The organism is Rhodoferax sp. LB1P47 (assembly GCF_056521445.1).
This window is the reverse complement of sequence record NZ_JBWMAU010000001.1, coordinates 273,001-286,713: the sequence shown is the minus strand read 5'-3', so window position 1 is coordinate 286,713 and position 13,713 is coordinate 273,001. Positions and strand designations below refer to the sequence as shown.

Below are 13,713 nucleotides of genomic sequence, written 5' to 3'. Positions count from 1 at the left end.
CAAACCATGACCACCTTTCACGACTGCCTGCGCCTGGATGCGATCGACCCCCTGGCCCCGCTGCGCGACTACTTCAGCCTGCCGCCGGGCGTGATCTATCTCGATGGCAACTCCCTGGGTGCGCTGCCCCGCGCCACTGCCGCCCGCGTGGCCGAGGTGGTCACGCAAGAATGGGGCACCGACCTCATCAAGGCTTGGAACACCGCCGGTTGGTTCGACCTGCCGCAGCGCCTGGGCAACCAGATCGCCCGCCTCATCGGCGCCCAACCGGAAGAGGTGGTGGCCACCGACAGCACCTCGGTCAACCTCTTCAAGGTGCTCACCGCAGCCATCCATATGGCCAGCGCCGACGCACCGCAGCGCAAGCTGATAGTGAGCGAGCGCAGCAACTTCCCCACCGATCTGTACATCGCCGAATCGCTGTGCCGCCAGCACGGCTTTACCCTGCAACTGGTGGAGCCCGAAGAGATCGCCGCTGCCCTCACCGCTGAGGTGGCGGTGCTGATGCTGACCCACGTGAACTACCGCACCGGCGCGATGCACGACATGCCCGCAGTCACCGCCGCCGCCCATGCCGCAGGCGCGTTGATGCTGTGGGACTTGGCGCACAGTGCGGGCGCGGTGCCGGTAGATTTAACTGGCGCGGATGCCGACTTTGCCGTGGGCTGCGGCTACAAATACCTCAACGGCGGCCCCGGGGCCCCGGCCTTTGTGTGGGTGAATCCCGTGCATGCCGACCGCTTCTGGCAGCCGCTGGCCGGTTGGTGGGGCCACGCCACGCCGTTCACCTTCCACCCCGACTACCGCCCCGCGCCCGGCGTGCAGCGCTACCTGTGCGGCACCCAGCCCATCATCAGTCTGTCGGCGTTGGAGTGCGGGTTGGATGTGTTTAAGGCGGCGGGCACGCTGATTCCCAACCAGACGGCGATGGACACCCTGCGGCAAAAGTCGCTGGCCCTGACCGATCTATTCATTGAACTGGTGGAGCAGCGCTGCGCCGGTTTCGGCCTGGAATTGGCCACCCCGCGCGACCACGCCCGGCGCGGCTCGCAGGTGTCGCTGAGCAAGTCCGAAGGCGCGTACGCCATCGTCCAGGCGTTGATTGCACGCGGTGTGATCGGCGACTTCCGCGCGGGCGATGGCGCGGCCCACCCGGACATCCTGCGCTTCGGCTTCACCCCGCTGTATGTGGGCTATGAAGACGTGTGGCACGCGGTGGAGCAACTGCGCGAGGTGCTGGAAACGGCAGAGTGGCAGCGCCCCGAGTACGGCCAAAAACAGGCGGTGACATGAGCTGCCCTATGCACTCCACCGAGAAAATCGTCCAGGAAGAAAAAGCCCAGCTCGACTTCAGCCAGTCTATGGGCTACGGCGACTATTTGCAGCTCGACAGCATCCTGTCGGCGCAAAAACCGCTGTCGCCCGCACACGACGAGCTGCTGTTCATCGTGCAGCACCAGACCAGCGAACTGTGGATGAAGCTGATGCTGCACGAGCTGCATGCCGCCATCCGCTGCGTGGCCACCGACGACCTGCACAGCGCCTTCAAGATGCTGGCCCGGGTAAGCAAAATCATGGCCCAACTGGTCCACGCCTGGGACGTGCTGGCGACCATGACCCCGCCCGAATACAGCGCCATGCGCCCGTATCTGGCCAGCTCTAGCGGCTTCCAGAGCGCGCAGTACCGCTGCATCGAGTTTGCGCTGGGCAACAAGAACCCCGCCATGCTCCAACCGCACGCGCACCGGCCCGACCTGCTGGCGCTGGTGCAGGCCGCTTTTGAAGCCCCGTCGCTGTACGACGAAGCCCTGCGCTTGATGGCCCGGCGCGGCCTGGCCGTGCCCGCCAGCCATCTACAGCGCGACTGGACCCAGCCCTACGTGGCCAGCCCCGAGGTCGAAGCCGCCTGGCTGGTCGCCTACCGCGACCCGCGCCAGCACTGGGATCTGTACCAACTCGGCGAAAAGCTCACCGACATCGAAGACAGCTTTCGCCTCTGGCGCTTCCGCCACGTCACCACCGTGGAGCGCGTTATCGGCTTCAAGCGCGGCACCGGCGGCACGGGGGGCGTGAGCTACCTGCGCAAGATGCTGGACGTGGTGTTGTTTCCCGAAATCTGGACCCTGCGCACAGCTTTGTAGCGTGGACAATTACTCTGCTCCCTCGTGCAGGTAGAACGTGTGCCATCCAGAAACACCGCAGAACTGGCTCCGCCAGGCTGCTGGTGTTGCCCCCTGCAAGGGGGTTGGCAAAAAGCGCTTGCGCTGTAGCCCGGGGGTGTGCCTACTTAGCCGTGGGCATCACAAACTCTGCGCCCTTGGCAATGCTCTCGGGCCAGCGCTGCATGATGGACTTTTGCTTGGTGTAGAAGCGCACGCCTTCCTCGCCATAGGCGTGCATGTCGCCAAATAGGCTCTTCTTCCAGCCGCCAAAACCGTGCCAGGCCATCGGCACCGGAATCGGCACGTTGATGCCGACCATGCCGACCTGGATGCGGCGGCTGAATTCGCGGGCCACGTTGCCGTCGCGGGTGAAGCAGGCCACGCCGTTGCCAAACTCGTGGTCGTTGATCAGCTGGATCGAGGTGGCCAGATCGGGCACGCGCACGCAGGCCAGTACCGGGCCAAAAATTTCTTCCTTGTAGATGCGCATGTCGGGGGTCACGTGGTCGAACAGCGTGCCGCCCATCCAGAAACCTGCCTCGCAACCCTCGCCCGCATCCGCGCCGTTGAAGACCCGGCCATCGGCCAGTAGCTGTGCGCCTTCTTGGATGCCTTGCGCGATGTAGCCGGTGATGCGGGCGTGGGCAGCGGGGGTCACGATGGGGCCCATCTCAGCCGCCAGATTGCTGCCGTTCAATACCTTCAGCGTTTTGGTGCGGGCCAGCAGCTTGGGGATCACCTTGTCGGCCACGTCGCCCACCAGCACGGCCACCGAGATCGCCATGCAGCGCTCGCCAGCGGAGCCGTAGCCTGCGCCAATCAGCGCATCCACCACCTGGTCGATGTCGGCATCGGGCATCACCACCATGTGGTTCTTCGCGCCGCCTAGGGCTTGCACGCGCTTGCCGTGGTGGGCGCCGGTTTCATAGATGTAGTTGGCGATGGGTGTGGAGCCGACGAAGCTCACGGCCTTCACATCGGGGTGTACCAGCAGCGCGTCCACGGCTTCCTTGTCGCCTTGCACTACGTTGAACACGCCGTCTGGCAGGCCAGCTTGTTTAAGCAAGTCGGCCATGAACAGGCTGGCGCTGGGGTCGATCGGGCTGGGCTTGAGCACAAAGGTGTTGCCCGCCGCAATCGCCACCGGGAACATCCACATCGGCACCATCACGGGGAAGTTGAACGGCGTGATGCCTGCCACCACGCCCAGCGGCTGGCGCAGCGTCCAGTTGTCGATGCCGGTGCTCACCTGGTCGGTGAAGTCGCCCTTGAGCAATTGCGGAATGCCGCAGGAGAATTCCACGATGTCGATACCGCGCGCTACTTCGCCCTGGGCATCGGTAAACACCTTGCCGTGCTCGGCGGTGATGAGGTGGGCGAGTTCGTCCTTGTGCAGGTTCAGCAGCTCCAGAAACTTGAACAGCACGCGGGCACGGCGGATGGGCGGGGTGTCGGCCCACTTGGGGAAGGCGGCCAGGGCCGATGCCACGGCGGCATCCACGTCCTGCTGGTTGCCCAGGCGCACGTTGCGGCTGACCTTGCCGGTGGCCGGGTCGTAGACCGGCTGGGTGCGGGTGCCGTGGCCGGTGGTGCGCACGCCGTGCAGGTACTGGGCGATTTCGGTGGAGCTGCCTGGGCTGAGGGAGGTCATGGACGTGTCTCAAAGTGTGGAATGAGCCCGCAGTGTAGGCACGCACCGCCAGCGCAACAAGGCCGAAACTTTGAATTGATTGTTCAAAATGCTGAACAATGGCGGCATGAACGAGCAAAAAATAAATGAGCTTTGGAGCCATCTGCATTGGCTAACGGTATTGGCCCAGCAGGGCAGTTACACGGCCGCCGCCGCCCGCCTCGGCGTGAGCAAGGCCGCGATGAGCCAGCGCATGGCCGACCTCGAGCGCATGGCCGGTGTGCCGCTGGTGCGCCGCACTACCCGCAGCGTGCGCCTCACTGAGGCGGGCCAGCGCCTGGTGGACGACACCCGGGCCCCGTTCGAGCAGATCGCTCAAAGCTTCGCCCAGGTGCGGGATCTGGCCGATGCGCCGCATGGGCTCTTGCGGGTGACCGCCCCGGTGGCCTTCGCCCGCCAACAGTTGGTGCCTCGCCTGGCCGATTTCTTGCGCGAATACCCGGATGTGCGCCTCGAACTGGAGCTGTCCGACCGCCTGTCCAGCCTGGCCACCGAGGGCTTCGATCTGGCCATCCGCCACACCGCCGCGCCGCCGGATACCCATGTGGCCTGGACCCTGTGCGCCACCCGCTCGCTGCTGGTGGCCAGCCCGGCCTATCTGCGCAAACGCGGCACGCCGCTGCGGCCCGAGGATTTGCGCAGCCACAGCTGCCTGCACTACCCGCGTGCCCAAGACACGCCCGCCTGGACCTTTGCGCAGGGGGAAGAGCGGGTGACCGTGCCGGTATCCGGCGTGCTATCGGCCAACAACAGCGAGGCCCTGCGCGATGCCGCCGTGGCCGGGCTGGGGATTGCGCTGTTGCCCGATTTCAGCTTGCCAAACTTTGGATCATCAAACCTGCGCGCCAGCAAGCTGGTGCCGGTGCTGGCCGACTGGCAACTGGTGGGCGGCTATGCCGACCAGCTCTACGCCATCCGCCCCTACACCGCCCACGTGCCGCGTGCGGTGACCGCATTTGTGCACTACCTGCGGCTGGCGCTGGCAGGGGGATTTTGAAAATAAAGACCTATTTTTAGGCCCAAAATCGGCATGTGGCGCAGATTGCATGTGCGCAAGCAGCTCCTATTTTTGAAGTAAAAAATAGGAGCGAACATTGGCACGCTTGCTGCTTCGGATTGGGAGGAGTTTTTGACGCATTTGCACTATTAGCGTTGCTTCTGCCTGTCCATACTCGCTTCACGAAGGAATTACCCCCTCCCTGTAGGCGTGGTTCATGCATACAGTGCGTCCGTGACCGATTTCACGTTTTACAACCTTTTTAGGACATTGTTAATGCAAGCCACCTTCACCAAAATCACCCTCGCATGCGCCGCAGCTATGGCCTTGGCGGGTACCGCTTATGCCCAAGAGCAGGTCGTCAAAATCGGTGTCACCGGCCCCTTGTCTGGCCCCAATGCCTTCATCGGCAAAGACAACGAAAACGGCGTGCGCCTGGCCGTGGAAGACCTGAACGCCAAGAAAATGGTGGTGGGCGGCAAGACCCTGAAATTTGAACTGGAATCCGAAGACGACCAGTGCGACCCCAAGGCCGGTGTCAGCGTGGCGCAGAAGCTGGTGGACGGCAATGTGAAGTTCGTGATGGGCCCGTACTGCTCCGGCGTGGCCATCCCTGCATCGCGGGTGTACAGCCAGGGCGGCGTGGTGCTGTCCACCGTGGGCAGCAACCCCAAGGTCACGATGGGCGGCTACAAAAACCTGTTCCGCATCATGGCCGGCGACAACGAAATCGGTGCCCGTTTGGCCTTCTACGCGGCCAACATCATGAAGGCCAAGAACGTGGCCGTCATCGACGACCGCACCGCCTACGGCCAGGGCCTGGCCGACGAGTTCAGCAAAGAAGCCAAGAAGCTGGGCCTGAACATCGTGGGCCATGAGTTCACCACTGACAAAGCCACCGACTTCTCCGCTATCCTGACCAGCCTGAAAGCCAAAAACCCCGAGGTCATCCTGATCGGTGGCTACGCACCCCAGGCCGGCCCCATGCTGCGCCAAATGAAGTCGCTGGGCCTCAACGCCAAGCTGCTGGGTGGCGATGCCATCTGCACCGCCGAACTCGGCAAGCTGGCCGGTGAAGCCGCCACCGACACCGCTTATTGCGCCCAGGGCGGCGCGGTGCTGGAAAAAACCACCGAAGGCCCGGCCTTCAAGGCCAAGTACAAGAAGCGTTTCAACGTCGATCCCGATGCCTACGCACCTTCGTTCTACGACCAAACCATGTTCATCGGCCAGTCGATCCAGAAAGTCGGCGCAGTGGATGCCGAAAAAGTCGGCGCCGAGATCTACAAGACCTCGTACAAGGGTATGTCGGGCACTTTTGCGTTCGACGACAAGGGCAACTTGAAATCCGCCCCCATCACCATCTATACCTTCAAAGCCGGTTTGCCATCGGCCCTGGGTAGCTATTGATTTAGCGGTGAGTGGTAGGTAAGAGGGCCGCGCAAGCGGCCTTTTTTACGGTCAGAGGCGTAATGTGCTGTTCTCAGTACGATTCGTTGTCAATCACATTGGCTCAATCATGGGCTGAAAATGCATTGAAAGACACATTTGCCCTACCGCCCAGCGTGGAGTAAATTAGCACTGCCTGCACACACAGGCACTAACCGGTAGGAGCCAGTGCCACCTGACATTTTGCGATGGTGGTGCGCAGCAGCCCCGGTCCTTAATGGAGGCAATCTCTTGCCTCCTACGCAATGGGGGACATCAATCTCTCCCTTGCAAGTCTGACGGCATGGTCTGCGAAGTCCGCCGCCAAACCCGGCGCTAGATGTGAATCTAGCGCCGGGTTTTTCGTTTTCGGACCAAGAACGACCCACCCCCAGGCTTCAGCGCTGCGCGTCTTTCGCCAACCCCCCTCGCATGGGTTTGAAAAACCTATGCGACACGCTGGGGGCGATTCCAGCAGCCTAGCGGAGCCAGTTCTGCGGGATCTTTGGAAAGGGTGTCTTCGCTTTCCGTGGTGTCAGTTGGTGGTTTGAGCGTCAAGGCTTTCCGGCAGTACCCGGGGGTACATTCGCTTGCAGGCCCCCCCCGGTCTGGCGGCAAAATGCGCGCTATGACATTTTCTACAAACAAGTGGTTGCGCCGTGCCGCATGGACCGTGGCGGGCGTGCTTGGCTTGTGGGCCGTTACCTGGCTGGCCGTGCCGCACATCGTGCAATACGCGGTTGAAAAAGCCGGCAGCGACACGCTGGGCCGCAAAGTCACCTTGGGCCGTGCCGACTTTCACCCCTGGACGCTACAGCTCACGTTGCATGACCTGTCCATCGCCAGCGCCCAGAATGCCCGCCCCCAAGTCCACATCCAGCGCATCCTGCTGGATGCCGCGCTGTGGCAGTCGCTGCGACGGCTGGCGCCGGTGGTAGATGCAATTGCCGTAGATCAGCCGACCATCCAAGCCACCTACCTGGGCGATGGCCACTACGACTTTGACGACGTGCTGGCCAAGCTGAATGCCCCGTCCGATACACCGCCCAGCGCCCCACCCAGCTTCGCCATCTACAACATTGCCCTCACCGGCGGCGCGGTAGACCTGACCGACCAAACCTTTAAGACCACCCACACCCTGCGCGACCTGCGCTTAAGCCTGCCGTTTTTGAGCAACCTGGACTCCCAGCGGACCATCCAGACTGAGCCGCACCTGTCCTTCCTGCTCAACGGCAGCCGCTTCGACACGGCCGCCCAGTCCATCCCGTTTGACCCCAGCCGCAAAACCCACGCGCGCATCCGGCTCGACCCGGTGGACCTGGCCCCGTACCTGGCCTATCTGCCTGCCGATCTGCCGGTGCAACTGCAAGGCGCGGTGCTGAGTGCGGACCTGCAATTTGCCTTTGAACAAAGCCCCAAAATGTCCGTAACGCTGAGCGGCACAGTGCAGGCCGAGCAGCTGAAAATCGCCAACCCCCAGGGCGAAAAATGGCTGGCGCTGGACCGCCTCAAAGTCACGCTGGACGAACTGCGCCCGCTGGAACGCAGCGTGCAGATCCGCGAGATCGCCCTCAGCGCCCCGGTGGCCGAACTGCGCCGCAACGCTGCGGGCCAGCTGCAATTCACTGCCCCTGCAAATGCTACAAAAAATATAGCTACTGGCGCAGATAAATCAAGCGCTAGCGGCATAAAAGACGTAAAAAATGATGCGGGCTGGAAGGTCAGCGTCGCCAAGCTTGCTCTGCAAGACGGCTCGCTGCGCTGGCGGGATGCCAGCACCCGGCCCGCCGCCGAGGTGGCGTTGCGCGGCATGGCGGTGGACGCATCGGCCATCACCTGGCCCTTCACCCAGCCGCTGGAATTCACCGCCTCGGCCCAGGTCGATGGCGGCACGGCCCCCAAAACGCCTGCCGAATCGCCCGCCGAATTGAAGCTCAGCGGCACGGCCACCGACATGGAGGCCCAGGTTAACGCCACCCTGGGCGGCCTGCCGCTGGCCATCGCCGCGCCGTACCTGGCCACCACCCTGGAGCCCCGGCTCAGTGGCCAGTTGGGGGCTGATCTGCAAGTCCACTGGCAGGCCTCCGGCGCATTGCAAGTCACGGCCCAGCAGCTCACGCTGGACCGGCTGGTGCTGGGCGAAACCCCAGCCAAGGGCAAAACCGCCGCCTCCAGCCTGCTCAGCCTGCGCCAGTTGCAGCTCAGCCAGGCGGTGCTCGATGTGCCTGCGCAGCGGGTGCAAATTGGCAAACTGGTGCTCACCGAGCCGCGCACCCAGGTGGAGCGCAGCCGCGATGGCCAGTGGATGTTTGAGCGCTGGATAAAAGCCCCGGCCACCCCGGCGGACGCAAAACCGGGTAAGCCCTGGGCCGTCAGCATCGCCGACCTGGCGCTGAGCGGCGGGGCCCTGTCCTACCGTGACCAGCTTCCCTACCTGCCGGTGGCGCTGGATATCAGCGCCCTCAGCGTGCAGGCCAAAGACCTGGTGCCGGGCAGCGCCAAAGCTTCGCCCCTGGCGATTAGCGCCCGCATCGGCGCAGGCAATACCGAGCCGGGGCGGCTGTCTTACAAGGGCACGCTGGCCCTGCAACCGCTGGCCGCTGTGGGCCAGCTTGATGTGCTGCACCTGCCGCTGCACGCCCTGGAGCCGTACTTTGGTGCGTCGCTCAACGTGGACATCGTCCGTGCCGACACCAGCTTCAAGGGCCAGCTGGCCTACACCGCCAGCCCGGCCGGCCCGGTGCTGAAAGTGCAGGGCGATGCCACGCTGGAAGACTTCCGCGCCAATAACGGCGCCAGCATGGTCGCCATCCAGGCCAGCGCGCCCGCCGCATCCGCACCGCAGGGCACCGCCGCCGCCGCTGCGGCCGTGGCCGATGCCTCGTCGGAGCAAGCCCTGCTGCGCTGGAAGCTGCTCAACCTGCGCGGGTTGGACGTCGCCCTCTCGCCCACCCGCCCCACCACCGTGGATGTCAAAGAAACCGCCCTCAGCGACTTCTACGCCCGCCTGGTGCTGAACGAAAACGGCCGCCTGAACCTGCAAGATTTGGTCAAGCCCAGCCCCGCAGAATCTGCTACACAAACAGTAGCTGCTAGCGCAATAGCTACCAGCGCTAGCGCCCCAAAAGATGTTAAAAAAGAACCCGAAACCGGAGGGGCCGTGGTTCGCTTCGGCGGCATCAGTCTGGTGAATGGCCGGGTGCTGTTCTCCGACCGCTTTATCAAACCCAACTACACCGCCAACCTCAGCGCCCTCACCGGGCGGCTGGGCGCGTTTGCCTCCACGCAGGTGGATGGCGCGGTGCAGATGGCCGACCTGGAGCTGCGGGGCCGCGTGGGCGACTCCGCCGTGCTGGAGATTTTGGGCAAGCTCAACCCGCTGGCCAAGCCACTGGCGCTAGACATCAAAAGCAAGGTCACCGACCTGGAACTGCCCGGCCTGTCGCCCTACAGCGTGTTCTACGTGGGCCACGGCATCGAGCGCGGCAAGCTCAGCATTGACGTGCATTACGTGGTGCTGCCCAACGGCCAGCTCACCGCCACCAACAAAATCGTCCTCAACCAGCTCACCTTTGGCGAACCGGTGCCGGGCGCACCCAGCAGCCTGCCGGTGCGGCTGGCGGTGGCCCTGCTGGCCGACAGCGACGGCGTGATCAACCTCGACCTGCCGCTCTCGGGCTCGCTGAACGACCCGCAGTTCCGCATTGGCCCGGTGATCTTCAAAATTTTGGGCAATCTCATCACCAAGGCCATCACCGCCCCGTTCAGCCTGCTGGCCAATGCGTTGGGGGGCAGCAGCAGCGGCGAGCTGAGCACCGTGCCCTTCGCCCCTGGCAGCGCGGCGCTCACCCCCGAGGCCCGCGCGGGCCTGGACACGGTGGCCAAAGCCCTGCTGGACCGGCCCGCGCTGCGCCTCACCGTGGTCGGCAGCGCCAGCCTGGAGGCCGAGCGCGATGCCCTGCAACGCGAAAAACTGCGCCGCCGCATCGAAGCCGAAAAGCGCCGCAACACCGTGCTGCAAGGCACGCCCTTGGCCGCAGCCAAGGAAGAGGACGAGCCCGATGAGCCCGCCGCCGTAGCCGATGCCGAATACCCGGCCCTGCTCAAAGCCCTCTACAAGCGCGCCAACTTTCCCAAGCCGCGCAACGCCCTGGGTCTGGTCAAAGACCTGCCCGTGCCCGAAATGGAGCAACTGCTGCTGGCCAATCTGTCCGCCGACGACGATGCCATCCACCAGCTCGCCGTGCAGCGCGGCGTGGCCGTGCGCGACTACCTGGCAGCGCAAAAACTGCCACTGGAGCGGCTGTTTCTGGGGGCATCCAAAACCGTGGATGCCGAGCCGAATTGGAAGCCCCAAGCCGACCTGCAACTGGCCATGCCATGAAGCCAATCTGCGCTATTTACAACGCCACTTGAAAAGCGGCGAAAATAGCCCTCTTGCCCTGATGCGGACCCGTGTGCCGCAGGGCGCTTGTGGCTGCTGAAGCCCCTTGTTTATTTACCCCGAGCAGGCACTTACCCACCGGTATCTGCCCGCTGGCTAACCTCCCAGAATAAGTCCATCCATGTTTGGTTTCTCCAACCCCGCAACCGTGCCCGCAACCCCGTTAGAAAAGCCTGCCGTGACCACCACCAAATCCAATGAACCGCATCCGCTCGACACCCTGACCGGCGGCGCTTTCTCGGCCCACACTGCCGGTGAGCGCGCCCAGCGCATCCGCGACTGGCTGGTCACCAACCCCAGCTACGAGCAAATGCACGAGGTGTTCCAGGAACTGAACGGGCGCGACCGGGGCGCGGCCAAGCCCCTGCGCGAAAAGCTCGACGAACTCAAGCGCACCAAGGGCGCGGAGCTGATCGCCGCCGAATGGGCCCGCAAAGCCACGGCCCTGCTGGAATTGCCACGCCTGAACATGGCCGATGCGATGGCCTGGCAGCGCGATGCCGCCAAAGCCGGTGCCCCCCTGAGCAAAGAGCCGCTGGCGGGCCTGCGTGTGCAGCTGGCCGACCGCGTCAAAGGCATTGAAGACCTGCAACACCGCGTGCAAGTCCAGCGCGAAGCCGCCGTGCTGCTGGCCCAGCGCATCGAAGTGCTGTCCACCAAGCCCTGGCGCGATGCCCAGACCGCCCTGGAAGTGCTGCGCAACGACGTCCAACACTGGCAAGACCAGGCCACCGCCTTGGCCGCCGATGCCAATTGGGCCAGCGTAGACGGCAAATACCCCACCATGCTGGATGCCTCGCGCGGCCAGTTGCTGGTGGTGTGGGATGCCTTCCAGGGTGCCGTGGCACTGACTTTGGCGGCCGAAGCCGACGCGGCGGCACCGCTGCCCCCGGTGAACGGATGGGCCAATGAAATTCGCGTCGCCCGTGGTATCCCGCTGGAGGCTGCCAAGGCCGACAAACCTGCCCGCGCTCCCAAGGCCCCTATCGACCCCGCTTTGCGCGAAGCCGCCAACCAGGCCGTGCAAGACGCGTTGACCAAGGTCGAGCAAGAAGTCGCCGAAGGCCACGGCAAAGCCAGCGCCGGTGCTGCCGCCGCCCTGCGCAACGCGCTCAAAGAAAACAACCGCCTGGTCGATGACAAGCTGGGCAACGCCGCCCAAGCCGCTCTGGCGGCTGCCGGTGAACTGGAAGGCTGGCAGCGCTGGCGCGCCGACCAACTGCGCGAAGAACTGCTGATCAAGGCCGAAGGCCTGCTCAAGCGCCCCGAAGGCCACGCCCTGGGCGGCCGCAAGATGCAAGACACGCTGCGCCAAATGCGCGAGCAGTGGAAGCAAACCGACCAAGGCGGCGTGCCCAACCACGCGCTGTGGAAGCGCTTCGACGAAGCCTGCAACGCGGCCTACCAGGTCGTAGAGGCCTGGCTGGACAAGGTCAAGACCGATGCCGTGGCCCACAAAGCCCAGCGCGTCGCCCTGATCGACGAAGTCAAAGCCTGGGCTGCAGAGAATGTGACCGCCAAAGACGGCGACTGGAAGGGCTTCTCCCGCCTGCTGCACCAATTTGGCGACCGCTGGCGCGATGCTGGCCACCTGGGCGAAAAAGCCTTTGCCGAAATGCAACCGCTGTGGAAAGAGGCCATCAGCCTGGCCGCCGCGCCGCTGGAAAACCTGCAAAAAGCCAGTGTGGACCGCCGCCACGCCATGATTGAAGAAGCCAAGCTGCTGGGCGCGGCCCCAATGCTGCGCATCGATGCCGTCAAGGCCTTGCAGCAACGCTGGCAGGCCGAAGCCCAGGCCGTGCCGATGGACCGCAAGTTCGAGCAAAAGCTGTGGGACGCGTTCCGCAAGCCGCTGGACGATGCCTTCAACCGCAAGACCGAAGAGCGCGAAAAATCCGCCTCGGCCCTGAGCGACCGCGACCGCATGGTGCTGGACGCTGCCAAGGCCCTGGATGCCGCCAACGCCACTGGCGATGCCCAAAAAATCCGCGCCGCCATGTCCGGCCTGGAAGCCGCTCTGCGTGGCCAGGCCCTGGCCCAGGCAGCGGTGCAAGCCGACAAGGCCGAAGCCGTGGCCGAATCCGCCGTGCAGGCCGAAGCCCAAGCTGCAGCGCCCGTGGCTGACGCGGCTGAAGTTTCTGAAGAAAATCAGGCTCCAGCGCAAGATACACCTGCGCAAGAAGCTACAGAAACCGTAGCAGATGACCAGCCTGTGGTTGAAGCCGCTCCGGTCGAACCCCCCAAGCCCGTGCGCAAGCCGGTGGTGGCCATGCGCGGCGACGACCGCCCCGGCATGAAGAAGGCCGAGCCCGCAGCAGCCGCAGGCCGTGGTGGTAAGTTTGGTGACCGCAAAGACGGCCCACGCGGTGCGCCCCGTCCTGGCGACAACAAGTTTGAACCGATCCGCACTGAGCGCGGTGACCGTCCTTCGCGCGACGGTGCAGGCCGCTTTGGTGACCGCCCCGCGTTTGAAGACCGTGGCCCGCGCCTGGGCGATGCCGCCTTCCGCGCCCAGCGCGACGCGCTGGAAAACGCCCAGCACGCCCTGAAGAAACTGGCCGCCCAAGCCCACGGCGAAGTCCTCACCGACCTGCTGACCGCCTGGGAAAAGCGTGATGTCGAGCAGTTGCCCACCGCCCAGGCCCTGGGCCAGGGTGTCAACCCCGCCACCCGCACCGCCTGGTCGCAAAGCATCACCGCCGCGCCCAAAGCGGATAAGGCTAGCGAAGTAGCCGCTGCCGAAGCCCTGCTGCGCCTGGAAATGGCCGCCGAAGCGCCGACCCCCGCCGAGCACATCAGCGCCCGCCGCATGCTGCAACTGCAACTGCTGACCAAGCGCAACGACCCGCCACCGGCCCAAACCTGGACGCAGGACGCCGCCAAAGTACTGGCCAGCAGCTTCGAGGCAGGCAATGCGCGCCGTATGCAGACCGTGTTGAAGGTGCTGTTGAAGCGCTAATCGCTATGGGTTCGGGGCGCAGCGCCCCCACCC

The 13,713-nt window shown here is 64.5% G+C and carries 7 protein-coding genes; 6 read left to right on the top strand and 1 reads right to left on the bottom strand.

From position 1 onward, the window contains the following. Positions 1–6 precede the first annotated feature (6 nt). Together kynU and kynA are read left to right on the top strand one after the other, a co-directional pair. Entirely contained in the window at positions 7–1,293 is a 1,287-nt protein-coding gene (gene kynU, locus AC0969_RS01360) for a kynureninase (RefSeq protein WP_479622329.1), read from the top strand. Between the two features lie 8 nt (positions 1,294–1,301). Then, positions 1,302–2,141, top strand: a complete 840-nt coding sequence (gene kynA, locus AC0969_RS01355) for a tryptophan 2,3-dioxygenase (protein ID WP_479622328.1) — start codon at positions 1,302–1,304, stop codon at positions 2,139–2,141. A 142-nt stretch (positions 2,142–2,283) separates the two neighbouring features. Here the strand turns inward: kynA and AC0969_RS01350 are convergent, their stop codons facing one another. Further along, positions 2,284–3,813 carry a CoA-acylating methylmalonate-semialdehyde dehydrogenase gene (locus tag AC0969_RS01350; RefSeq protein ID WP_479622327.1) on the bottom strand — a complete coding sequence of 510 codons (1,530 nt, stop codon included), beginning with the start codon at positions 3,811–3,813 and terminating at the stop codon, positions 2,284–2,286. 106 nt (positions 3,814–3,919) lie between these two features. Between AC0969_RS01350 and AC0969_RS01345 the strand changes: the two genes are divergently transcribed. The 4 genes from AC0969_RS01345 (at position 3,920) to AC0969_RS01330 (ending at position 13,680) form a co-directional block, all read left to right on the top strand. Next, positions 3,920–4,849, top strand: a complete 930-nt coding sequence (locus AC0969_RS01345) for a LysR family transcriptional regulator (protein ID WP_479622818.1) — start codon at positions 3,920–3,922, stop codon at positions 4,847–4,849. Positions 4,850–5,125: 276 nt separating this feature from the next. After that, a complete protein-coding gene (locus AC0969_RS01340; RefSeq protein ID WP_479622326.1) occupies positions 5,126–6,259 on the top strand; it encodes a branched-chain amino acid ABC transporter substrate-binding protein in 1,134 nt (377 codons plus the stop codon). 646 nt (positions 6,260–6,905) lie between these two features. Further along, positions 6,906–10,661 carry a DUF748 domain-containing protein gene (locus AC0969_RS01335; protein WP_479622325.1) on the top strand — a complete coding sequence of 1,252 codons (3,756 nt, stop codon included), beginning with the start codon at positions 6,906–6,908 and terminating at the stop codon, positions 10,659–10,661. Between the two features lie 181 nt (positions 10,662–10,842). Next, positions 10,843–13,680 (top strand): DUF349 domain-containing protein, encoded by a 2,838-nt coding sequence (locus AC0969_RS01330; RefSeq protein WP_479622324.1) that lies wholly within the window; start codon positions 10,843–10,845, stop codon positions 13,678–13,680. The last annotated feature ends 33 nt before the right edge of the window (positions 13,681–13,713 follow it).